Source organism: Exiguobacterium sp. s163 (assembly GCF_018617135.1).
Taxonomy (GTDB): Bacteria; Bacillota; Bacilli; order Exiguobacteriales; family Exiguobacteriaceae; genus Exiguobacterium; species Exiguobacterium profundum.
Window position 1 is genome coordinate 209,818 of sequence record NZ_JACSJN010000001.1, and the last position, 22,597, is coordinate 232,414.

31 protein-coding genes are annotated in these 22,597 nt (G+C 46.1%); 5 read left to right on the forward strand and 26 right to left on the reverse strand.

The genetic code is table 11. The annotated features are described in order from the left end of the window. Positions 1–48: 48 nt before the first annotated feature. The 6 genes from nusB to aroQ form a co-directional block, all read right to left on the reverse strand. A complete protein-coding gene (nusB, locus tag KNO71_RS01115; protein ID WP_078147109.1) occupies positions 49–435 on the reverse strand; it encodes a transcription antitermination factor NusB in 387 nt (128 codons plus the stop codon). Between the two features lie 112 nt (positions 436–547). Next, on the reverse strand, positions 548–1,891 hold the full coding sequence (gene accC, locus KNO71_RS01120; RefSeq protein ID WP_078147110.1) for an acetyl-CoA carboxylase biotin carboxylase subunit: 1,344 nt from the start codon (positions 1,889–1,891) through the stop codon (positions 548–550). A 7-nt stretch (positions 1,892–1,898) separates the two neighbouring features. Next, positions 1,899–2,348, reverse strand: coding sequence for an acetyl-CoA carboxylase biotin carboxyl carrier protein (gene accB / locus KNO71_RS01125; RefSeq protein ID WP_012726576.1), 450 nt, complete (start codon positions 2,346–2,348; stop codon positions 1,899–1,901). A gap of 117 nt (positions 2,349–2,465) precedes the next feature. Further along, complete coding sequence (gene efp, locus KNO71_RS01130) at positions 2,466–3,032, reverse strand: elongation factor P (RefSeq protein ID WP_012726577.1); 567 nt, start codon at positions 3,030–3,032, stop codon at positions 2,466–2,468. Between the two features lie 29 nt (positions 3,033–3,061). After that, entirely contained in the window at positions 3,062–4,129 is a 1,068-nt protein-coding gene (locus KNO71_RS01135; RefSeq protein ID WP_214687712.1) for a M24 family metallopeptidase, read from the reverse strand. Further along, on the reverse strand, positions 4,125–4,562 hold the full coding sequence (aroQ, locus tag KNO71_RS01140) for a type II 3-dehydroquinate dehydratase (RefSeq protein WP_012726579.1): 438 nt from the start codon (positions 4,560–4,562) through the stop codon (positions 4,125–4,127). Before aroQ ends, KNO71_RS01135 begins: the two co-directional genes overlap by 5 nt. A 141-nt stretch (positions 4,563–4,703) precedes the next feature. Here aroQ and KNO71_RS01145 point away from each other — a divergent pair, with 141 nt between their 5' ends. Together KNO71_RS01145 and KNO71_RS01150 are read left to right on the forward strand one after the other, a co-directional pair. Continuing rightward, positions 4,704–5,645, forward strand: coding sequence for a DUF1385 domain-containing protein (locus KNO71_RS01145; protein ID WP_214686939.1), 942 nt, complete (start codon positions 4,704–4,706; stop codon positions 5,643–5,645). Between the two features lie 14 nt (positions 5,646–5,659). Next, positions 5,660–6,070, forward strand: a complete 411-nt coding sequence (locus KNO71_RS01150) for an SA1362 family protein (RefSeq protein ID WP_012726581.1) — start codon at positions 5,660–5,662, stop codon at positions 6,068–6,070. Between the two features lie 23 nt (positions 6,071–6,093). Here KNO71_RS01150 and hpt read toward each other — a convergent pair whose 3' ends face one another. Further along, entirely contained in the window at positions 6,094–6,621 is a 528-nt protein-coding gene (hpt, locus tag KNO71_RS01155) for a hypoxanthine phosphoribosyltransferase (RefSeq protein ID WP_078147112.1), read from the reverse strand. A gap of 174 nt (positions 6,622–6,795) precedes the next feature. Further along, positions 6,796–7,224 carry a transcriptional regulator MntR gene (gene mntR, locus KNO71_RS01160; protein ID WP_078147113.1) on the reverse strand — a complete coding sequence of 143 codons (429 nt, stop codon included), beginning with the start codon at positions 7,222–7,224 and terminating at the stop codon, positions 6,796–6,798. Positions 7,225–7,387: 163 nt separating this feature from the next. On the opposite strand from mntR, the gene KNO71_RS01165 reads away from it, so the two are divergent. Continuing rightward, positions 7,388–7,768 carry a rhodanese-like domain-containing protein gene (locus tag KNO71_RS01165; RefSeq protein WP_012726584.1) on the forward strand — a complete coding sequence of 127 codons (381 nt, stop codon included), beginning with the start codon at positions 7,388–7,390 and terminating at the stop codon, positions 7,766–7,768. A 40-nt stretch (positions 7,769–7,808) separates the two neighbouring features. On the opposite strand, the gene gcvPB is transcribed toward KNO71_RS01165, so the two are convergent. The 13 genes from gcvPB to KNO71_RS01230 form a co-directional block, all read right to left on the reverse strand. Continuing rightward, complete coding sequence (gene gcvPB / locus KNO71_RS01170; RefSeq protein WP_214686941.1) at positions 7,809–9,284, reverse strand: aminomethyl-transferring glycine dehydrogenase subunit GcvPB; 1,476 nt, start codon at positions 9,282–9,284, stop codon at positions 7,809–7,811. After that, on the reverse strand, positions 9,284–10,621 hold the full coding sequence (gcvPA, locus tag KNO71_RS01175; RefSeq protein WP_047795659.1) for an aminomethyl-transferring glycine dehydrogenase subunit GcvPA: 1,338 nt from the start codon (positions 10,619–10,621) through the stop codon (positions 9,284–9,286). The genes gcvPB and gcvPA overlap by 1 nt, the downstream gene beginning before the upstream one ends. A 25-nt stretch (positions 10,622–10,646) precedes the next feature. Next, positions 10,647–11,723: a glycine cleavage system aminomethyltransferase GcvT gene (gene gcvT, locus KNO71_RS01180; protein ID WP_078147937.1), complete on the reverse strand. Its 1,077-nt coding sequence runs from the start codon at positions 11,721–11,723 to the stop codon at positions 10,647–10,649. A 148-nt stretch (positions 11,724–11,871) separates the two neighbouring features. Further along, a complete protein-coding gene (locus tag KNO71_RS01185; protein WP_078147115.1) occupies positions 11,872–12,210 on the reverse strand; it encodes a hypothetical protein in 339 nt (112 codons plus the stop codon). Next, positions 12,207–12,695: a shikimate kinase gene (locus KNO71_RS01190; RefSeq protein ID WP_214686943.1), complete on the reverse strand. Its 489-nt coding sequence runs from the start codon at positions 12,693–12,695 to the stop codon at positions 12,207–12,209. The genes KNO71_RS01185 and KNO71_RS01190 overlap by 4 nt, the downstream gene beginning before the upstream one ends. Then, positions 12,688–12,987, reverse strand: coding sequence for a hypothetical protein (locus tag KNO71_RS01195; protein WP_041917913.1), 300 nt, complete (start codon positions 12,985–12,987; stop codon positions 12,688–12,690). Before KNO71_RS01195 ends, KNO71_RS01190 begins: the two co-directional genes overlap by 8 nt. Next, on the reverse strand, positions 12,951–13,475 hold the full coding sequence (locus KNO71_RS01200) for a prepilin-type N-terminal cleavage/methylation domain-containing protein (RefSeq protein ID WP_078147117.1): 525 nt from the start codon (positions 13,473–13,475) through the stop codon (positions 12,951–12,953). Before KNO71_RS01200 ends, KNO71_RS01195 begins: the two co-directional genes overlap by 37 nt. Continuing rightward, the gene (locus KNO71_RS01205; RefSeq protein WP_047795193.1) at positions 13,381–13,617 is read right to left on the reverse strand and encodes a hypothetical protein; all 237 of its coding nucleotides are present in this window, start codon (positions 13,615–13,617) and stop codon (positions 13,381–13,383) included. Before KNO71_RS01205 ends, KNO71_RS01200 begins: the two co-directional genes overlap by 95 nt. Continuing rightward, a complete protein-coding gene (locus KNO71_RS01210; protein ID WP_235439563.1) occupies positions 13,604–14,011 on the reverse strand; it encodes a prepilin-type cleavage/methylation domain-containing protein in 408 nt (135 codons plus the stop codon). Before KNO71_RS01210 ends, KNO71_RS01205 begins: the two co-directional genes overlap by 14 nt. 20 nt (positions 14,012–14,031) lie before the next feature. Next, positions 14,032–14,334, reverse strand: coding sequence for a prepilin-type N-terminal cleavage/methylation domain-containing protein (locus KNO71_RS01215; RefSeq protein WP_031423311.1), 303 nt, complete (start codon positions 14,332–14,334; stop codon positions 14,032–14,034). Between the two features lie 15 nt (positions 14,335–14,349). Then, positions 14,350–15,327, reverse strand: a complete 978-nt coding sequence (locus tag KNO71_RS01220) for a type II secretion system F family protein (RefSeq protein WP_214686945.1) — start codon at positions 15,325–15,327, stop codon at positions 14,350–14,352. Next, entirely contained in the window at positions 15,309–16,115 is an 807-nt protein-coding gene (locus tag KNO71_RS01225) for an ATPase, T2SS/T4P/T4SS family (RefSeq protein ID WP_214684030.1), read from the reverse strand. The genes KNO71_RS01220 and KNO71_RS01225 overlap by 19 nt, the downstream gene beginning before the upstream one ends. 58 nt (positions 16,116–16,173) lie before the next feature. Continuing rightward, positions 16,174–16,560 (reverse strand): Spx/MgsR family RNA polymerase-binding regulatory protein, encoded by a 387-nt coding sequence (locus tag KNO71_RS01230; protein ID WP_012726596.1) that lies wholly within the window; start codon positions 16,558–16,560, stop codon positions 16,174–16,176. Positions 16,561–16,809: 249 nt separating this feature from the next. On the opposite strand from KNO71_RS01230, the gene KNO71_RS01235 reads away from it, so the two are divergent. Further along, entirely contained in the window at positions 16,810–17,073 is a 264-nt protein-coding gene (locus tag KNO71_RS01235; RefSeq protein ID WP_012726597.1) for a DUF2626 domain-containing protein, read from the forward strand. A 32-nt stretch (positions 17,074–17,105) separates the two neighbouring features. On the opposite strand, the gene KNO71_RS01240 is transcribed toward KNO71_RS01235, so the two are convergent. Continuing rightward, positions 17,106–17,723 (reverse strand): MBL fold metallo-hydrolase, encoded by a 618-nt coding sequence (locus KNO71_RS01240; RefSeq protein ID WP_214686947.1) that lies wholly within the window; start codon positions 17,721–17,723, stop codon positions 17,106–17,108. A gap of 157 nt (positions 17,724–17,880) precedes the next feature. Here KNO71_RS01240 and KNO71_RS01245 point away from each other — a divergent pair, with 157 nt between their 5' ends. Further along, positions 17,881–18,060: a DUF2759 domain-containing protein gene (locus KNO71_RS01245; protein ID WP_012726599.1), complete on the forward strand. Its 180-nt coding sequence runs from the start codon at positions 17,881–17,883 to the stop codon at positions 18,058–18,060. Positions 18,061–18,174: 114 nt separating this feature from the next. Here KNO71_RS01245 and KNO71_RS01250 read toward each other — a convergent pair whose 3' ends face one another. The 4 genes from KNO71_RS01250 to KNO71_RS01265 all read right to left on the reverse strand — a co-directional run bounded on the left by KNO71_RS01250 (position 18,175) and on the right by KNO71_RS01265 (position 22,586). Beyond that, positions 18,175–20,091 carry an LTA synthase family protein gene (locus KNO71_RS01250; RefSeq protein ID WP_214686949.1) on the reverse strand — a complete coding sequence of 639 codons (1,917 nt, stop codon included), beginning with the start codon at positions 20,089–20,091 and terminating at the stop codon, positions 18,175–18,177. A 225-nt stretch (positions 20,092–20,316) separates the two neighbouring features. Further along, positions 20,317–21,279, reverse strand: a complete 963-nt coding sequence (locus KNO71_RS01255) for an ROK family glucokinase (RefSeq protein WP_214684026.1) — start codon at positions 21,277–21,279, stop codon at positions 20,317–20,319. 93 nt (positions 21,280–21,372) lie between these two features. Beyond that, positions 21,373–21,567: a YqgQ family protein gene (locus tag KNO71_RS01260; RefSeq protein ID WP_012726602.1), complete on the reverse strand. Its 195-nt coding sequence runs from the start codon at positions 21,565–21,567 to the stop codon at positions 21,373–21,375. Further along, positions 21,564–22,586, reverse strand: a complete 1,023-nt coding sequence (locus tag KNO71_RS01265) for a M42 family metallopeptidase (protein WP_214686950.1) — start codon at positions 22,584–22,586, stop codon at positions 21,564–21,566. Before KNO71_RS01265 ends, KNO71_RS01260 begins: the two co-directional genes overlap by 4 nt. Between the last annotated feature and the right edge of the window lie 11 nt (positions 22,587–22,597).

The following is a 22,597-nucleotide window of genomic DNA, read 5'->3' on the forward strand; positions in this document are numbered from 1 at the left end:
TTGTCTTTAGGTTTTTCTGTAGTTGGTCTGGTGTCTTATCTCTATTTTTTAGTCTTCTTTAATGATATTTCCGAGTACGCCATTCACGAGTTTGCCGGCTTCTTCGTCCGCGAACGATTTCGCGAGTTCGACCGCCTCGTTAATAGTGACGTTCTCTGGAATCGTCTCGACGTATAACAATTCGAACGTTGCCATTCGAAGAATCGTACGCTCGACGTTTCCTAGGCGATCCAAGCGCCAGTTTTTCAAGTTTTCAACTAGTAATGCGTCGATATCTTCAATATGTTCTAGCGTCCCTGTGACGAGTTGTTCGTAAAACGGATCAGACTCTTCTCCATCTAATGCGAACTCGATTGCTTCGTCCACCTCTAATTTAGATACTTCGATTTGAAAAAGCGTTTGAATCGCTTTCTCTCGTGCTTCATGACGTTTCATTCAGTTACTCTCCTTTTACATGCTTTCATTGTGATAGTTTAGCATAAAGCACTCATAAATTCAGTACAAAAAACCAGGAAACCGAAATAATGTTCGGGCTTCCTGGTTCATGTTATTTTGCCAATGACATTTCTTTTTCAACGAATTTCGTATCGAACGTCCCGATGCGGAACTGCTCATGTGCCATGACTTGTTGATGGAATGGAATCGTCGTTTTAATCCCCGAAACCGTAAACTCATCCAAAGCACGCAACATTTTCAGAATGGCCTCATCACGCGTTGGCGCATGGACAATCAATTTCGCAACCATCGAGTCATAGAACGGCGGAATCATCGCTCCTGCATAGAGTCCACTATCGACACGGACACCCATACCGCCTGGAACAATATATTGGTCAATCTTCCCTGCCATCGGACGGAAGTCCATAAATGGGTCTTCCGCGTTGATTCGACACTCGATGGAATGTCCTGAGAACGTAATGTCCTCTTGTGAGATGGCAAGCGGATGTCCGAGCGCCACTTCAAGCTGCGCTTGAACGAGATCGAATCCTGTGATCATCTCGGTGACGGGATGCTCGACTTGGATCCGGGTATTCATCTCCATGAAATAAAACTCGTTTGATTCTGGAACGTAAATGAACTCGATGGTCCCCGCTCCCGAGTACTGAATGGCTTTTGCCGCTTTGACGGCCGCATCCCCCATCAATTGACGTGTCGTTTCATCAATCGCAGGTGATGGCGCCTCTTCGACTAGTTTTTGCATGCGACGTTGGATCGTACAATCACGTTCACCTAAGTGAATGACATTGCCGAATTGATCAGCGAGAACCTGCACTTCGACATGACGGAACGACTCGATGAACTTCTCAAGATACACGTCACCATTCCCAAACGCCTGCTTCGCTTCTTTACGTGTCGCGACCAATCCTGAAACGAGTTCGTGCTCGTCTCGAGCGACGCGAATGCCACGTCCTCCACCGCCGGCTGTCGCCTTGATGATGACCGGATAACCCATCTCACGTGCGAGTTCCATGGCTTCTTCGTCGGTGACGACCCCACTTGAACCCGGAACGACAGGAACACCTGACTCGATCATCGTTCGTTTGGCTTCATCCTTGATTCCCATTTTGCGAATCGCATAGCTGCTCGGGCCGACAAATTGAATCCCGCACGCCTCGCACATCTCGGCGAACTCGGCATTTTCAGCCAAAAAGCCGTAACCGGGATGTACCATCGTCGCATCCACGGCGCAGGCGACTGATAAGATATTAGGGATATTTAAATAGGAGTCCTTCGATGGATTCGGACCGATGCAATAAGCCTCGTCAGCCAGATGAACATGTAACGCTTCACGATCTGCCTCAGAGAAGACAGCGACCGTCGGAATATTCAATTCTTTTGCTGCACGTATGATTCGAACCGCGATTTCCCCGCGGTTAGCAATTAATAATTTCATAACGACCTCACTTCACGCTGAAGAGCGGTTGACCGAATTCGACGAGATCGCCATCGGCGACTAACACCTCTACGATTTCGCCACTGATTTCCGCTTCGACATCGTTAAACAGTTTCATCGCCTCTAGAATACAAACGATTTGTCCTGACTCGACACGATCGCCGACGTTCACGAACGCTTCTTTATCCGGTGCCGGACGTGAATAGAACGTTCCAACCATCGGCGAGGTGATAGTACGATAAGACGCCTTTTCTTGCGTCGGTTCTTCTGTTTGTTCATTTACTTGAGGAGCAGGCGCAGGCGGTGCGAATGCTTGTGTCTGCATGATCGGCGCGCTCACTGTTTGTTGCGCTTCTTTCTTTAATGACAGTTTGAAATCAGATGTTTCAAGCTCCATTTCATGGACTGATGATTGGTCCAATAATTGAATAAGCTCTTTAATTTGATCGATTTGCATCTTTCTTACCCCCTGTTTATACCTGGTACTAATCTCTCCTTCACTATAACTGGTCAGACCAATGAATGCAACGAGAAAAAAAGAGCACCCATTCATTCGAATGAGCACTCGTAAGGATTAACCGTTATAACGACCCATGAACTCTCCAGTACGTGTATCGACTGTCACTTTTTCACCTGGTTCGATGAAAAGTGGCACTTGAATGACGTGTCCTGTTTCCACTGTCGCGTTTTTCTTCACGTTCGAGGCCGTGTCACCTTTTACGCCCGGGTCTGCTTCGACGATCGTCAAGACAACGCTCGTTGGAAGCTCGATTCCAAGAATCTCCCCTTCGTAGTCCGCGATGCTGACTTCCATGTTCTCAAGCAAATATGGAAGTGCTGATTTGACTTGAGCGCTTGTCAATTCAAGTTGCTCGTATGATTCATTGTCCATGAAGACATACGTGTCGCCCATTGGATAGAGATATTGCATGCGTTTACGCTCGATGTGTGCGCGTTCGATTTTCTCTCCGCCACGGAACGTCGTTTCTTGGATTGCCCCGTTACGCAAGTTACGCATTTTCGTACGAACGAATGCCGCGCCTTTACCCGGTTTTACGTGTTGGAACTCGATGACTTGCCAAATCGAACCGTCAGACGTTTTAACCGTCAATCCTGTTTTTAAATCGTTAACTGATACCATGTTGATTTCCTCCTAAATTCAGATGAAGCTTATGCCTCGATCGTAATTAACTCTTTTGGCGACTGTGTCAGACGGTAGCATCCGTCTTCTGTGATGACGACATCGTCTTCAATTCGGCAACCACCGACGCCATTGATGTAAATACCCGGCTCGATCGTCACGACCATACCAGGCTCAAGCACCGTGTCCGAACGGAACGATAATCCTGGGGCCTCATGCACTTCCATTCCGAGACCATGTCCTGTCGAGTGGCCGAAGTATTCGCCATATCCAGCTTCTTTAATGATATCGCGTGTCAACGCATCCGCCTCAATGCCAGTGATTCCGGCTCGTGTGCCTTCTACGCCAGCAAGTTGAGCACGGAGTACCGTATCGTAGATTTGACGCAACTCATCCGAAATCGGACCGATTGCAAGCGTACGCGTGATATCTGAGCAGTACCCTTTATAGTAAGCCCCGAAATCAAGCGTAACCAATTCTCCAGTTTCGATGACTTTATCGCTTGCCACACCGTGCGGTAGCGCCGAACGGAGACCCGAGGCGACAATCATGTCGAACGATGACGAGTCGGCACCTTTTGAACGCATGAACATTTCGAGTTCGTTCGCGACTTCTCTTTCGGTACGACCAGGACGGATGAACGTCTGGATATGGGCGTACGCCGCATCAGCGATTGCCGCAGCTTCCTTCATAATCTTAATCTCTGATTCATCCTTAATCAAGCGCAGTTTTTCTACGATTCCAGACGTTTCAATAAGTTGAGCGTCCACTTCTTTTTCATAAGCACGATATTGCCCCACTGTCATCGCATCCTGCTCAATGCCAAGGCGCTTGATGGATTCACGTGACACGACATCTGCTACCGACTTGATGAGTGACGTATCAAGCTCGATGATGTCATACCCTTTCACTTGATCGTTCGCCTGTTCCGTGTAACGGAAGTCCGTGATAAAACTTGCCGAATTCAACGTGATGACGATGACACCGCTCGATCCTGTGAAACCAGATAAGTAGCGGATATTCTCACGTTTTGTGACGAGCAACGCATCAATTTCGTTTTTTTCTAACTTTGCTTGCAGTTTGTTTACGCGTTCAATCATGTCGATTCCTCCAATGTTCGATTAGTGCATGCATCGCTAACGTATAGCTCGTGAGTCCAAAACCGGTAATGACACCGATACAGACGGCAGCAAGTTTTGACTCATGCCGAAAGGTCTCGCGTGCATGCACGTTCGAGATATGTACTTCAACGACCGGGGCAGCGATAGCGGATATGGCATCCCGGATCGCAATCGATGTATGCGTATAGGCACCCGCATTCAAAATGACACCCTCATAATCAAAAGCGTCATGCAGCGCATCAATTAAATCTCCCTCATGATTCGATTGTTTAAAGGTGAGTTCAACGTCTTCTGGAGCGCGCAGCATCAGTTCTGCCGCCAATCCTTTCAACGACACATCGCCATATACATCCGGTTCACGACGACCCAGTAGATTTAAATTCGGTCCATTTAAAACTAAAATCCGCAACCTTCTTCCCCCTCGTTCGTCAAGTCTTATCTATTGTAACAAATTTATCGAAAGAACGTGAATCGAGCCTTCTGCCCTTTCGTTTTTTTTACAAATCACGGTATAATTCAAGTACAACATTTGAAGAATCGAGGAAAGTGAATGAATTCTAAACCAACCATCCCAGTCGGGGGACAGGCGCTTGTGGAAGGCGTCATGTTTCAAGGCCGCTCTGAAAGCGCATCTGCCATCCGGCGAAAAGATGGCTCGATTGAAACATTCGAGCAAGCGCGCATTCTTGTCCCTTGGGTCCAATCGTTAAAAAAAGTACCGTTCTTGAGAGGGATTGTCGCGCTTTACGAATCGTTAAAGAACGGTTCTGCACATATGAACTTTGCGAGCGATCGATATGATGTCGACCCGAGTGAAGATACGAACACGAGCGAAGACCAAAAACAGAGCATATGGATGATTGCCATCATCGCAATCGTCGGTGTCATCTCATACGTGTTTGGTAAATTGATTTTCAATGTGACGCCTGCACTGCTCGCGGCTATGTTTCAAGACGTGCCTTTATTTTCCGGACATGTGATTCAAAACCTCCTTGAAGGGGGAATAAAATTAGTATTGTTACTCAGCTACCTCTACTTGATATCATTGACGCCACTCATTAAGCGCGTCTTCCAATATCACGGCGCTGAGCATAAAGTCATCAATTGCTATGAGTCCGGGCGTCCGGTCACGGTTGAACAAGTACGCCAAAGCTCGCGATTGCATTATCGCTGTGGCTCGAGTTTCATTTTATTCACCGTCTTCGTCGGGATTGGCGTTTATATGATTGTGCCAATCGACCCGCTCTGGTTGCGACTCGTCAGCCGAATCGCGCTATTGCCGGTCGTCATCGGAATCTCATTTGAAGTCCTTCAGTTTACCAATCGTTTCCGCGACCATCGCTTTCTGTCATTCCTCGGCAAACCGGGCCTGTCGCTCCAATTATTGACGACACGAGAGCCGAATGATGAGCAGATTCAAGTCGCGATTGAAGCATTTGAGACATGGGAACGAAAAGAGTTAGGAGAATCGGTCATTCATAGAGAGGGATAAGAGGAGGAAGCACCATGATCAGACAAAGAGTCGGTTCGATCGCTGCAACAATCGTGTTTATCCTTGGCTTCATCGGGGTCGGGCATATGCTTGCCACCGATCCGGGTCGCCTGTTTAGACAATTGTTGTTCATCGGGATATTCGGGTTAGTCTTTTATGTGATCTATCGCGTCTTCATGGCACCACGTATGTCTGCAGAAGATGCACGCTATCGTAAAACCGCGCAAGCCTCAAAAAAACGAATGCAGGGAAGTCGTGGTCCTCAAGTCAAACCTTCCGCTTCCGCTAAAAACCGGAAAGCGAAGAAACCTGGTTCGAACGTCACCAAGTTATCTAAACGTTCAACCGTACATCGTAGCAATCCTCCACACTTAACAGTGATTGAAGGAAAAAAAGGCAAGAAGAAAAAGAAAGCAAACATGTAAAAGGAGCGCCGCGGCGCTCCTTTTTATGTCGTCTCTACATATCCGATATATGGAAGATTCCGATATTGCTCCGCATAATCGATTCCATATCCGATGACAAACTCATCAGGAATTTCGAACCCGACATAGTCTGCGTCCAATTGAACGAGTCGACGCATCGGCTTGTCGAGAAGCGTACAAATTTTCAACTGTTTCGGTTGATGAAGCTCCATATGTTTACACAAGAATTTCAACGTCTGTCCCGTGTCGATGATGTCCTCGATAATGACGACATACTTTCCTTCCACATCTAAATCCAAGTCCTTCCGAAGCTGCACACTCCCACTCGAGACCGTCTTTTTCCCGTAAGAAGACGTCGCGACCGTATCGAGCTGAACGCTGCCTTTCATGTATCGCATCAAGTCTGCCGCAAAGACCATCGAACCCTTTAACACGGCGACGATCACGATTGGTGTTCCCTCTGCATCGTTCTCAATTTCTTCAGCCAACTCTTTCACACGTGTTTGAATCTGCTGTTCATCAAACAGTTTTCCTTTGATTTGAATCTCCATTTATCCGGCGAATGTTCGCCGTCACCCCCTATCTATTCAATCCACGATTCATCTTAACATAATAATAACTAAAAAATATACATTCTATGATAAATATGAATGATTCGTTCGTATTTTAGCGATGGTAAACCAAATAAAAAGCGACAATCGAGTTCGAATGTCGCTTTTCACATATTATTCCTCTGAAGCTCGCTCTTGATCCCGAAATTCTCTGAATTGATCCATGAGCTCAGGCTTATCTTCAAAAAATTCCACGAACTGTGTCATACAGTCAAGTGTGTTCGAGCTGAGATGGTGTTCGATTCCCTCGACATCCTCGTACACATCTGCCTCATCCACTCCGATTAGACGTAAAAAAGACTCGAGCATCGCATGACGCTCGACCAATCGCTTCCCTACTTTTTGACCTTTTTTTGTAAGCATGAGACCACGATACTTTTCATACACCAGATATTCTTCACGGTCCAACTTTTGAACCATTTTGGTGACAGAGGAGGGATGGACCCCTAAATGTTCCGCAATGTCAGATACACGCGCATAGCCTTTCTCTGACATCAACAAATAAATACGTTCTAAATAATCTTCCATACTCGGTGTCGGCATGGGCACGACCTCCCCTTATGTTCCGGTTTCCATTCTTTATTTTATCCTAACTAGAATGAAATCGAAAGGGAAAGCCCCGATTGATTGAGTCAATCGTTGTCTCATGACCTTAAATTCATTATAATGAGATATGGTAACTTTGAAAGAGAAGGGAAGAACATCTATGGGACTCGAAACAATCCTCGTCATCCTCCTATGGGTTGCCTTGATCGCCTACATCGTATGGCGTTTCATGCCAGCTCGCGGGTTGAAAAAAATGAAACAAGAAGAATTCCGCGCCTCACTCCGTAAAGGTCAGCTGATTGACGTGCGCGAACCGAACGAATACAAAGGTGGACATATCGTTGGTGCTCGGAATATCCCGGTCGGCCAAATGAAACTACGCATGAAAGAACTGCGCAAAGATCAGCCGATTTTGATTTACTGCCAAGGTAGTTCACGTTCAAACCAGGCGGCTAAACTCTTGATGAAGAACGGATACAACAACATCTACATGCTCGAAGGCGGTTTCAAGAACTGGAAGGGTAAGATTAAAAAAGCTTAAAAAACGGGCGGGTCGATTCAATCATCGACTCGCCCATTTTTTATTTTACAGATGACGCCTCACGACGCTCATATTTTAAGACCGGTTTACGGGCAGCGAGTGTCTCGTCCATCCGTTTGACGACCGTCGTATGAGGAGCCGTCTGAACGATCTCCGGATTCTCTTCCGCCTCTTTGGCAATCTGGAGCATCGCATCACAGAACGCATCAAGTGTTTCTTTTGATTCTGTCTCTGTTGGTTCCACCATGATACATTCCTCGACATTTAACGGGAAATAGATTGTCGGTGGGTGGTAACCGAAGTCAAGAAGACGTTTAGCGATGTCGAGAGTACGAACACCAAGGGCTTTTTGACGTTTGCCTGACAAGACAAACTCATGTTTGCAATACGTATCATATGGCACGTCGAACGCATCTTTTAGTCGCGCGAACATATAGTTTGCGTTGAGGACCGCTTCACGTGATACCCGCGTCAATCCTTCTGCGCCCATCGTCTTGATATAGCTGTAAGCTCGGACGTTGATCCCGAAGTTTCCATAGAATGGTTTGATTCGCCCGATTGAATGTGGTCGGTCGTAATCGAGACCATATTCATCATCTGTTTTCGTCACGATTGGAGTCGGTAGGAATGGGATTAAGTCACGTTTTACTCCGACTGGACCTGAGCCTGGACCTCCACCGCCGTGAGGACCGGTGAACGTCTTATGCAGGTTCAAGTGAACGACGTCAAAGCCCATGTCCCCCGGACGTGCGATTCCGAGAATCGCGTTTGAGTTCGCGCCATCATAATAAAGCTTCCCGCCAGCTTCATGAACGACTTTTGAGATTTCAAGAATATCCGCTTCGAATAGTCCAAGCGTATTCGGGTTTGTCAGCATGAGCGCAGCTGTATCCGCTCCAACTTTTGCCTTCAAATCATCCAAATCGACGAGACCGCGCTCATCTGACTTGACGGTTACCGTCTCGAATCCAGCAACGACTGCGGACGCCGGGTTTGTTCCGTGCGCCGAGTCTGGAACGAGTACTTTCGTACGAGCCGTATCCCCATTACGTTCATGGAACGCTTTGATCAACATGAGTCCCGTCCATTCCCCATGCGCCCCTGCCGCTGGTTGGAGTGTGACTTCGTCCATTCCTGTAATTTCAGCGAGTTGCTCCTGTAAGTCCACCATGAGTTCGAGCGCACCTTGAATCGTCTCAACCGGTTGCAGTGGGTGAATATGTGCAAAGCCAGGAAGACGAGCCATATCTTCGTTCACTTTCGGATTATATTTCATCGTACACGAACCGAGCGGATAGAAGCCTGAATCGACCCCATGGTTTCGTGTAGATAGAGACGTGTAATGGCGAACCACATCGAGTTCAGATACTTCCGGAAGTTCCGCCGCCTCTTTTCGAATCATCGTAGCCGGTAACAACGTCTCAAGGTCAACCTCTGGGACAGTCGGTGTCGGCAAATTATATCCAGTCCGTCCTTCACGTGATACTTCAAAAATTAGCGTTTGCTCGTGTTGCATTATTTCATCCCCCCAACCACTTCGACAAACTGATCAATCTCTTCTTTCGTGCGCAATTCCGTCGCGCAAACCAACATCTGTGTCTGACGCTCCCCTTCATACGTACCAAGCGGTAGACCACCAATCATGCCATGCTCGAGCAGATGGCGCGATACTTCTTCTGCGTCACGTCCAAAATCTACCACGAACTCATTGAACATCGGTCCTTCGTCCACGATGTTGAATCCTGCAGCTTTTAACGCTTCTTTCATATAATGAGCAGTTTGAATATTCCGAACGGCCATATCACGAATTCCGTATTTTCCTAAAGCGGACATCGTGATCGAAGCAGCCAATGCGTTAAGCGCTTGGTTCGAACAGATATTGGATGTCGCTTTATCACGACGAATGTGCTGTTCACGCGCCTGGAGCGTCAACACGAATCCGCGTTTGCCGTCCTCATCGACCGTTTGACCAACAAGTCGTCCCGGTAGTTTACGCATCAATGATTTTTTGACCGCGAAGTATCCACATGACGGTCCACCAAAACTTTGCGGAATACCGAATGGCTGTGCATCTCCGACCGTGATGTCCGCACCGAGTGCTCCTGGTGACTCAAGAATTCCGAGGGCGAGCGGGTTGCTCGAAACGACGAAGAGCGCACCCGCTTCATGAGCCAATTCTGCCAATGTTTCTAAGTCTTCAATACGACCGTAGAAGTTTGGATATTGTACGACAAGACACGACGCATCCGTCAAATCAAGGTCTGACACGTCCGTCACCCCGTTCACCACATCTGTGTAGTCAACGGATAGCCCCGGTCCGTCAGCATACGTACGGATTACGTCCTTCGCTTCAGGATGCACTGCACCAGAGACGACGACACGTTTTTTCTTCGTCTGCGCGCTCGCTAGGTAAGTCGCCTCAGCGAGAGCCGTGATTCCGTCGTACATCGAAGAGTTCGCGACGTCCATCCCTGTCAATTCACAAATCATTGTTTGGAATTCGAACATCGCCTGAAGTTCACCTTGTGAAATCTCAGGTTGATATGGCGTATACGCCGTATAGAATTCAGAACGCAAAAGCATATGGTTCATCACACTTGGTGAAAGATGATCGTACATCCCTGCTCCAAGGAAGCTCGGGTATGATTTCGTATGTTTGTTTTTATCAGCCAACTTCGTCATATGACGAACGAGATCGACTTCCGGAAGCGGAGCCCCAATCGCCGCCAATGATGCTTGTTCGCGAAGTGTTTCTGGAATATCTGAAAGAAGCGCTTCGATTGAATCGACGCCGATTGTCTCTAACATGTCTCGTTCATCTTGTTCGGTCATCGGTAAATAACGAAATTCCATTCTGTTCATTCTGAATCCCCCTGTTTCATTTCGTTCGTTTATAGAAAGGTGTCGGTACGCGTTCGGCTTCAATCTTTTTGCCACGGATGTCGATGACAAAACGATCTTCATCTTTGTAACGTGCATCGACTCGTGCCCATGCGATTGATTCATTTACAGTCGGAGGCATCGTACCGGTCGTGACAACGCCGATTACATTCCCATCCAATTCAACTTGCGCCCCTTGGCGGGCAATCCCACGACCGAGCAATTTCAATCCGATCAATCGATTCGGAATATTCTCTTTTTGAGTGACGAGTGCTTCCTTACCAACAAAGTCAGTATCTAGCTTGACGGCAAAATTGAGATTCGCTTCGAATGGCGTGACCGACTCATCTAACTCATGACCGTAAAGCGGCAAGCACGCTTCGAAACGTAATGTATCGCGTGCGCCCAGCCCACATGGGGTAACACCCTCGGTTTCAAGCGCTTCCCAAATGGCAGAAATCGCTTCTGCTCGAGCATAAATCTCGAACCCATCTTCCCCAGTATACCCACTTCTAGAGATGATCGATGGCACACCCGCAACGTCCCCATTCATGAATTTGAAGAACCCGATTTCGTCGAGTACCACATTTGTGATAGTTTGAAGTACGGATTGTGCATTCGGTCCTTGAATCGCAATCTGACCATATTCATCAGATTCATTTGTCACAACCACGTCACCCTTGACGTATCGACGAATGTGGGCTTCGTCCTTTTCAATATTTGAAGCATTGACGACGAGCCAATAAGCGTCCTCATCCAATCGATAGACAAGCAAATCGTCCACCACACCGCCGTCTTCAAGACAGAGAAGGTTATACTGGGCTTGACCAACTTTAATCTTCGAGATATCATTCGTCACCAAGTTTTGAACTTGCTCAAGCGCATCCGGCCCTTCGATTCGAATTTCTCCCATGTGAGATACATCAAACATCCCCACGTTTTGACGTACAGCCAAATGCTCTTCTTTAATCGAAGAGAACATAATCGGCATTTCAAATCCCGCAAAATCAACCATCTTCGCCTTCGGTTCAATCAAATCGAACAAAGGCGTACGTTTCAAAGTAACCTTTTCCATAATATCCCCCAATCCCGAACATAAAATGCTTTTGTTTTTGAAATCTTTCGTTTTCCATTCCACTTTAACAATTTTTATTCCTTCTGCATAGGTAAAAAAGCGAAAAAGAAAAAGGATGAAAAACGAAAACGTTTTCATCCTCATTATTTCATATTTTCGACTCGGTGGAAACGTCAGAACGTTCAATTCCCGCTGTCCGTTTGATTTCATGAGTTAGCTCGACGGCGGCTTGCTTTAATTCAATCGATTCATTCTTCGCATTGACCCCAAACTCTTTTAATTGAGTAACGGATCGATTGACCGCATCCACGTGCCCTTTGATTTCATTGACCTGTTGACCAATCACATCCGCCCGAATTTTAAAACGTTCCGTCAGACGATTCAAACGACCAAATTCTGGTTTCATTTTGTTTTTGAACAAGAGATAACCATATATCCCAAGTCCGATTAATGAAAATACGATGATGGCAAAATTAATCCAAATCATTCTTTTTCCCCCTTTATACGGATGATTTGCTTGGCGATGTCTTCAGGCGATTGAGATGCATCGATGGATACACTCGCTTTTCGATATAATTGATCACGTCGTTGAAACAACGCATGAACATCCTCCCGTCCTCTTTTAACAAGTGGCCGCGCAGAATCTTTGATTCGTTCCCAACACATGTCGAACGGAAGATTTAAATGGATCATCGTACCACGTTCTCGCATCCAACATATATTTTCAGAGCGTTCCACCACTCCGCCACCGGTCAGGATATAGTCAGCAGTGACTTGTTGCAGTACTTTTGACTCAACATCACGAAACGCAGACTCACCATAGCGGTCAAAATATGTAGCGATCTCCATCCCAGTCATGGACTCAATGACTAAATCAAGATCGATGACCTCCCCATATTCTTTCAGAAACGAGAATAAGGTAGATTTACCTGTACCCATAAACCCCACGATATAAAACGGGTTTTCATTCATAAACAATCACCTCTTTATGCCGTTCACCAGATGTTAGCACGATATTCACTTCAGTACGATTCGGTGCAATCGGACGACACGTCAGAGTTCCCGTTGGTTTATGCAGCGTTAACGGTCGATCACCGCAACGCTCCTTCGCCAATAACAGATGCGATTCGAAGCGAATCGCTAAGATTTCCTCTGACAGTCGCCTCGTCGTTCGTTCCACATCAGTATACCAAAATAACGCGGCCCCGAGTAACCAAACAACGATGGTCAAGGTGATGACGAGAAAGAATCCTGTTTCATGCACATGACGTGCCGCTCTCTTCTGAACGATGAATCGGTCCATGCGATTCGAAAACCCTTTCCGACCGTTTCGACATGATACTGCTCGATTCCTCTTAAAAAGAGTAAGTTTCCTCCTCCATCTCCGACCATGACCAAATTGCCATTTACTTGTTTGATTGTCCATGACCACCGCTCCTCATCCGATTTGACGAAATCACCTCGTAACCGCCCTTCGTCAACACGACAGTTCTCGCTATCCATCAGACGGCGCACAATCAGTTGAGGCGTCGTATGATGATTCCATTTAGGCTGTTCATAAAGATGTTGACCGAGCGTGAGCAATTCAACCAAAAGGAAAAGAAATATGGGAAGGATCAGCAAAACGACCGTCATTTCAATCATCGTAAAGCCCTTTTCATAATGTCGGTAAACAAAATCCTTTCTCACACACTTGCTCACGCCCTGTTGGTTCAGTGGCTTCAAGCAGAACCTCTCCTTGTAATCGTTCATAGATGAAGAGCGTGTCACTCAACCGTTGGATTCGTTCATTCCCTTGCACGACAAAGGATGCCAGTATGAAAATCCATCCCATGATGACCGCAAGACTGACAGTCAGCTCCCATAACGAGAAACCCGATTCATCCACTTTCACGAATAATCACCTCCGGCTCATACGTCCCGATTCGAAATTTGAGCGTCACCGATGTCTTTCCACTGACGAATTTCCATTGTCCCGCATAAGAGGCGGTCGCTTGTGAAAAGGTCAACGTGTTGTACGTCGGAAGATATACGTCCACCCCATCAGGAACATCAACCTCCCTGACGATCTCTCTCCCACACACAATCAGATAAGTTTGTTGTTTGGAAATCCAAATCAATCGCGGCACACAATCTCCCTCTTCTGAAATATAGGGAAATTGCCCAGCTTCTTGAATATTCGCTACCAATGAATCCGTAAAATTGTAGAGCTCCATTCGTTCGAACGGTCTCGTAATCGGTGCACTCATCAATACTAAGAACGACAATACGACAAGTACCCATGTCATTTCGACCAAGGTGTAGCCTTTCATTGTTTTTTTAAGGAGCCATCAGTCGGTGAATACGTATAGGTCGAGGATTGACAGCTATAAACGAGTGGATCTGCAGCCGACGCACGCTTAATCACTTCTAACGTTTCAGGATAGGCTTTATGTTCCGCGTAATGCAAATTGATTTCAGATTCAACGATTCGAACACTACCTTCGCAACTCACTTGGTCAGCACGAGATTTCCCGTCCGACAAAGAAGGGACAAGTAACAAGAGAAGAACGGATATAATGAGTAATACTGCCGCCATCTCAACTAATGTGAACCCACGCTCTTCCTTCATTTCATCTTTCTCCTTTCACAATTGAGCCATAATGAGTTTGACCGGTAAATAGAGTGTGTAAAAAAGAACACCGATCATGACACTGAGGATGCCGTATAAAGACGGTTCAATTTTCTCAATCAAACCCCGACTATGTTGCTCCATCTCTTCGAATACAAGCTCGCGATGAAGAGACATCAATTTGCCAAGTTCTCCACTCATCGATCCCACACCTAATAGACTCACGACCTCATGATCGATAAACGGTTCACACCTCGTCGCCGCTTCAATCCCTTCACCTTCAGACATGCGATAATGAATTCGCTTGGCCATTTCTGCCATTTCTCCCTCCTCCTCGGCTAGCCGACTGATAATCTGCCTGATATTCGTTTCAGTATGTTGGAGCAAGGACAACTCACTTACAAACACATAGGTCATATAGAGTGTTTTCCCACGTCTCCATGCGTAAAAAGGGAGCTCTACTCCTCGACGATGGAATCCATATATGAGAATCGCGATTGCCACGAATATAGAAAACAGTACAGGAAAGAACCAATTCGACAATAGAATCGACCCCACACCGCCATGCGACGAGACATCTACCATCCCCATTAATTTCGGGAAAATGTATAAGGCATAAATCATTCCTAATGCAAGTAGGATGAAGAAGATAATTAACGGATAGCGAATTAGCCTCCGCAGCTCCTGCTTTAACCGTTGTCGCATCTCGAGTACCATCGCCACTTGCGACAATCCATCCATAAATCGTCCGTTGCGGTCCGCCGTATGTAAAATCTCTTGCATCTGCCGATTCGTGATCAAGATGGAAAATACTTCAGACAAACTCACACCCGCTTCTAGACGAATCCTCATCTCTCGAATACAGTCTTTCATTTTTCCCTTCTCATGAAGTTCAAGCGTCTCCATGGTCACTTTCAATGACACACCTCGTGATTGTAGACGAAGAAAACGATGAATCAGTCGGATCGATGGGATTACCGGAACGTCGACCATTCGCAAGTCACCTCCTGATTTCGAGTCAGTACACACCAATGTCTTTCCACGGTCGCCTTACCAAGAAGTTGCATCAGCCGCTTTTCCCCATCCTGAATCGATGCGGTATGAAAGGTTGTAATCGTCAAATGCCCACTGAGCGCTGCATCGTATGCGACCATCAATTCTTCATCGGTCCGCACCTCGCCAATCACGATGATATCCGGGTCGGCACGAAGCGTCTCTTTCAACAAGTGTCGATGGCTGAGTCCAGCCTTAGCATTCACTTCCAGCTGAATGACACCACCGACCATTTGTTCTGGAGGATTTTCAATCGTCACAATCCGCTCATGCTTCAGCTGATTCAACAGGGCATACAGTACCGTCGTCTTGCCTGCTCCGGTAGAACCCCCTATAAAGAAAAGACCATGATGTGATGCCACGACTTTCTGAAATCGTTCCACATCGTGTGATTGTAACAGGTGCTGGAGTTCAAACGTGTCGTGCGGAATGCGCCAAGACATTAACGTCTGGGCGAACGACGGGAGAAAGGTCACCCGGATGACATCTTGATTCAATTCATAGACCCCGGATTGTGGAATGCGTTGATTAGATTCAGGTAGTGAACACCAATATCGCATATGATATGTAAGGCGATCATAAAGCTCTGCATCCATCGATTGAAGCGCAGTAAGCTTACTAGCAGAACGGACTTGAACCTTTACTTGGTTTGCATCGGGTATAAAATGAAGATCACTCGCACCGATTTGACGTGCTGCATCTACTAAATCCTCAATGAGTTCCTTCATCTCGTTCACCTCGATACAAGCATAAAAAAAAGCCCACTATGTTGAAAGTGGACTTGTTTTATGAAACTTGAACCGCTGCAGTGTTGTGGCGACGTGCATATGTTTCGATTGAAACCTTGTCATATCCGACAATCACTTCTTTTCCATCAGTTAAGATTGGACGCTTCAAAAGTTTTGGGTTTTCGCTCATCAGCTTAAGAAGCTCGCTTAATTTCAAATCCTCCACGTCAACATCAAGTTGTTTGAAGGCCTGGCTTCGTGTCGCAAGGAGAGAGTCGACTCCTTCCTCACTGATTGCAAGGAGCTGCAACAATTCGTCAACTGTTGGTGCATCTCTGAAAATGTGACGCTCACTCACTTGAAGTTCTTGTTCTTGTAAAAACGCTTTCGTCTTCCGACAAGAAGTACAGCTTGGATACGTGTAAAACATTAGTTCTGATGCCATTTTTATGTTCCTCCCTCATTCAACTTTCACTTCGCTCATTTTGTATAAGTTGATTATACATCTCTATACCCCGTTTGTACATGTTTTGTGCAACTTTTTTATAAATTTTGTACAACTTTATTTACCGAAATGATTTCACATATTTTTCACGATTATTTTGCTCAATTATCACGTTTCCATAGCATTTTTTCGAATGTGTTGGTAAAATAGTGAATGAGAATGGAATAATGCACGTATGGGGGGATTAACATGGCAAGAATGTTTCGTGTCCTAGGCTTTTGGACTGGACTAGTAGCGGCACTTGCTTTCGTAGGCGCACTAGGCGGCGACCAAAGTAGTAGTGAACATACTGGCGACTTTATCGTTATGGGACTTGTCTTCTTAGCACAAACGATTTTCTTCGTCGCTCTTGGTTACTTAAAACTAACTGAAAAAACGTATGTATATGTCTTTGGTGCGTATTTGACAATTTTCTTCGTTGTCTTTACGTATTGGAGCAACTTCCAAATGTAAAAAAAGATTGTCTCGCCGGAGACAATCTTTTTTTATGTGAAGAACGGATTTGTCCGCTTTTCTTCTTCTAGCGTCGTAATAGGACCGTGCCCCGAGTATAACGTCGTCTCATCGGAAAGGAGCTGCTTCATCCGATCGATGGACCCCATTAATGTCGACTGGTCTCCACCGAACAGGTCTGTCCGTCCGACGGATTGCTTAAAGATCAAGTCACCACAAAAGGCGATTCTTTCATCATCCATATACAATACGACACTCCCTGGGGAATGACCCGGCGTGTGATAGATTCGAAATACGATGTTCCCAATTTCTAATACATCACCTTCGTATGTTTTTTCTGCCGGTTTCATCGATGGTATCGGCAAGTTGAACGCAGAAGCGCCATTCTTTTCTCCATCTGTCAGCCAATCCGCTTCTAAGCGGTGTACATAGACTGGTACCTGGTAACGTTCACGGAGCGCATCGATTCCTCCGATATGATCGAAATGTGCATGAGTCAACAAGATTGCTGAAAGTGTACCGAAACGTTCGATTGTATCGAAGAACCTCGGGTCATCCGTTCCGGGGTCAATGACGACGACAGTGCCGCCTTTTTCAATCACATAGCCGTTCTCTTGTGCCAAGCCAGACGTAATCTTTTTGATTTGCATAGCATTCATCCCCTTCTTATTCAAAACAATATTGTGGCAAAATTGTTTCGATGTCAACCTTTGCTCGACAGCGACTCTATAATCGGATAAAATAATAATGATATTTCAGTGAAATTTTTATGAATTTCATGACGTATAATTAAAGGGGGAACTCGTCATGCATTTGTATGAACCGTTCGGATGGATTTCCGTCATCGTCGCGATTGTGGCTATTTGGGGAATGCTTCGTTCATTCCAAAAACGCCAATTCTTTCCGCTCGTTTTTGCAGGTTTAACTGTACTCGTATTCGGATTCTTTGGTGTCGCCACGTTGATCTACGGTGGAATTCCAGGTTAATGATTCGCATATGCAATCATCAAGCGACTTCGGTCGCTTTTTTTATGCCTTTCTATACGTTCATTCCCTCTACATAAAACGGACCAAATCACTATGTGACTTGGTCCGTACTCATTATTCTTCAGTTTGTTCTTTGAAACGGAGTAAGTCGGAGTAAATCAAATCATCGTTCATTTGCAAGATTTTTTCCGCTTCTTCCGTCATCGGACCACATAACGACGTATCTTCGACTACTTCACCAGAAGTCGCGTTATAACATGTCGACTGTGTCCAAACATATTCATCCGTCACGACCGTTCCGTCGCGGAAAATCGCGCGGCTGTTTCGATTTTCAGAGAATAAGTCGTTTCCGAATCCAATCGTATCTGACGTGTCGATTCCAAGTAAGTGCAAGATGGTCGGTTTCATGTCGACATGACTACCAATCGTCTCATGCACTTCCCCTTCTTTCTGGTCAGGTAAGTGAATGGCAAACGGAACTTGTTGCAACTTCGCCACGTCGAATGGTGTCAACTCATCTTTGCCGAGTAGCTCGGCCATCGCACTGTTGTGGTTCGTCGAAATTCCGTAATGGTCACCGTAGACGACAAAGATTGTATCTTCCCACATTCCGTTCTCTTTCAACTGGTCGATGAAGAGACCGAGTGCGTAATCTTGATAAGCTAGTGCTTGCGGGAAGTTGTTCAACGTAGTTGAGCTCGTTTCAAATTTTGGTACAAGCTCATAGTCTTCACTTGGCATCGTGTACGGGAAGTGGTTCGTCAATGTGATGAACTTCGCGTAGTACGGTTCAGGCAATTCTTGAAGCATTGGAATAGATTGTTCGAAGAAACTATCGTCTAAGAGACCCCATTCTGTCATGTCTTCAGGATTCCCGAGGTCATAACTCTTTTCATCAAAAAATTGATCGACGCCAATGTTCTTGTACATTTGATCGCGGTTCCAGAACGATTTGTTATTCGCATGGAACACGGCTGAGTAATAATTTTCGTCCTTGACCAACTCAGGGAGCGCTTGATATTCGTTATCGGCGTTCGTAAAGTATACAGCACCACGCGGGAGTCCATATAGTGAGTTATCGAGTGCGAACTCAGCATCAGAAGTCTTCCCTTGACCGACTGTATGGTAGTAGTTCGGCCAGTAGTGAGACTCTTCAATCAGTTTGTTCAAGTTCGGCGTGATGTACTCTCCATTCGGCGCCTTCATGTTGTGAGTAAAATTCTGCGCAGATTCGAATGAAACCACGATGACATTTTTCCCTTTATATTTTCCGAATAAATCCGGATTCGGCGCCGCATAGTTTTGACGGGTGAATTGTTCAATCGTTGCGAGTTCTGATTCATCCGCCATCGCTTTTTGAGCCGATGTTTTCGTTTGGAGCATGGCATCATACACATGGAAGTTAAATGTTCCGATGTTTTTCACCAACAGCTCACGGTCAAATGAACGAGTCAACAATTCAGGTCGTTCCGTTTCTGCTAGCGAAAGGTTGAACAAGAAGACAGAGACCGCTACGACGAATGTGACGAGCGCACGTCGATGTGAAGCTGCATTCTCTTTCATGTTCATTCGCCATAAGATAAACGGAAGGATAAACACGTCACCAAGAATGATTAAATCTTTCCATTCAAGAAGCGAAGTGAATGATGTCGATAACGTTTCCATGTTCGATGGTTGCATGATGACAGGCATTGTCAAATAGTCCGTGAATTCCCGATAATACACGGCGTCCGCAAACAAGATAAACGATGCAATCGCATAGAGCGTGTAGAGCACCCATTTTTGTTTATTACCTATAAAGAAGAAATGGAAGGCAAACAAGAATAATGTCGAACTGATTGGGCTAATCAGTAAGATAAAAGCTTGTGCGGTGTTTTCAATCGGAATGTTGAAGAAAAATTGATAGACGATATACGTCTTCGTCCAAAGCAATAACGTAAAAATCCAAAATAGACGATATTCTTGAAACGAAGCGCGGACCGTGTCGTTCAGTCTCGTCGATAGCTTCGAAAAGCGTTGAGATGAATTCATCTGACGGTCTCCTCCTCTTTTCAGTTTTCGGCATGTTTTAGTTGCCATTCTTTATTTATATTTGTTCATTCATTGTACAATTCGGATTGAATAGTACACGTCCAGTATCAAGTCCAAATCTTACCCCTTTTTTAATAAAAAATCAACTGTGACGTTACAAATTTTACAATATCCCATACCCTTTCCCACAAAAAAACACGCCTGCAATGTGCAGACGCGTCCGTTTCATACTCGTGTCGGAAGGAAGTGTTTCCGTGCCAGCCAAGCACATCCAATCACACCGGCATCGTTTTCGAGTTCAGCGATTTTGAATGTTGTCGACTCGTATACCCGCTCGAGCGCAAACCGTTTGAACTGTGCATCAAGCGGCTCCAATAATGCGTCGCCAGCTTTTGAGACGCCTCCACCGATGACAATCATTTTCGGATTGAGCGTGTTCGCGATGTTTGAGATGGTCAAGCCGAGGTATTCCGTCATCTCGTCAATGACTTCTGTCGCGATCGAGTCACCAGCCTTATATGCTTCAAACACGTCACGTGCAGTCACTTCTTTTAACTCGTTTAATGAAGTATCTTGATTCTTACGCTTCTGTAACGCCAGACGCGAGATGCCGGTCGCTGAAGCAATCGTCTCGATACACCCGAGGCGACCACAACCACACTTCACAGCCTTCGTTTCGTCTCGTTCCACGGTAATATGCCCGATTTCTCCGGCCATTCCTGCCGTCCCATGAACGATATTCCCGTTCGTGATCACGCCACCACCGACACCTGTACCGAGCGTGATCGCCAATAATTCTGACGCCCCTTCGCCGGCACCTTTCCACATCTCACCAAGGGCCGCGGCGTTCGCATCATTTTCGAGCACGGCCGGAAGACCGACTGCTTTTTCGAACTCACTCACGAGTGCAAAATCTTTCCACCCGATGTTCGGAGAATATTCGACAACTCCTTCTGAGAAGTCGACGAATCCTGGTGCCCCGATTCCTGCACCCGCAAAATCTTCTTTCTTCTTACCTGATGTTTGTAAGTATGTTTCAAAAGAAGCTGCGATGTCTTTTGGAATATGTACACCATTCTCTCGAATATCCGTTTTGACTTCCCACTTATCCGAAATGATGCCGTTCATGTCTAAAACGGCCATCTTCACCGTCGTACCACCGATGTCGATACCTAATAACCATTTCATACCGTTCACTCCTCATCTCAACTAAATCGCTTTCATTGAATAGTGTACACTATTATCCCCTTAGTGCAACCCTTTGCACTAAGGGGATTTCTGTCAATCTGTTGAATTTTTTAATTCGTGGGTCAAAATGATTTTGGCCGTATCGTACACACGTTGTTCGATGATGCCCCCTTCATACAATTCGTCGAGTTCCATCATCATGAGTGAGATTTCAGCATCCCGTTCTCCGATGTAAATAATGGTACCGAACGATTTTAAAAACTGTTGGACATCATAAAAGTTTTTCATGCTTCTTCCTCCATCGTCGATTGTACATAACGATTTAACAATTCTCGCGTTGCTTCCAGTGATGACAGATGCGTTCGCTCATAACTATGGCTCGATTCGATTCCTGGCCCAATCAAGGCATGTCGCACATCATACCCTGCTCGAATCGCCGCTGACGCATCTGACCCATAGTACGGATAAATATCTACCTTATACGCGATCTCATGAGCTTTACATAACGCCGTGAACTTCCGTCGTAACCCGATATCATACGGTCCAGATGAATCCTTGGCACAAATCGAGACTGTATACTCATCGGAATGCTGTCCATCCCCGAGCGCACCCATATCAACGGCAATGTATTCCACGACGTCTTCCGGAATACCCGCGTTCCCTCCAAATCCGACCTCTTCATAATTCGAGATCAAGAAGTGAACGGTATGCGGTAAGTCATAACGGATTAAGTCTTTCGCAAGGTCCAATAGAATGGCGACCGATGCCTTATCATCCAAGTGGCGTGATTTCACGTATCCTGAAGAGGTCACTTGAAAGCGAGGGTCGAATGAAACGAAGTCCCCGATTTCAATCCCAAGCGCCGTCACATCTTCACGAGAATGCACTTTTTCATCCAATCGGACTTCGATGTTTGATGCAGATCGCTCGGCAGAGTTCGTGTCCTTATAGACGTGAACACTTGACTGATGGATCAAGATCGTTCCTTCAATCGCCTCTCCTTCTTCACGGTGGACGAGGCAGTTCTCTCCCTCAATCGCCGTCCATGCGTATCCTCCCACTTGAGTCAAACGAAGACGCCCGCTCGGCAAGATGTCTTTGACCATCGCACCGAGTGTGTCCACGTGTGCCGTCAACAGACGCGCCTTGCCAGAACGACCTGAAAATGTGGCCAGCAGTGCCCCTTTATGTAGACGTGACGTCTTGACACCCAGTACATTCAATTCTTGCTCCGCGAAGCGGATGGCCTCTTCCGTCATCCCGGAAGGACTCGGGATGTTAACGAGTGTTTTTAATGTTTCAATCATTGAATTCTCCC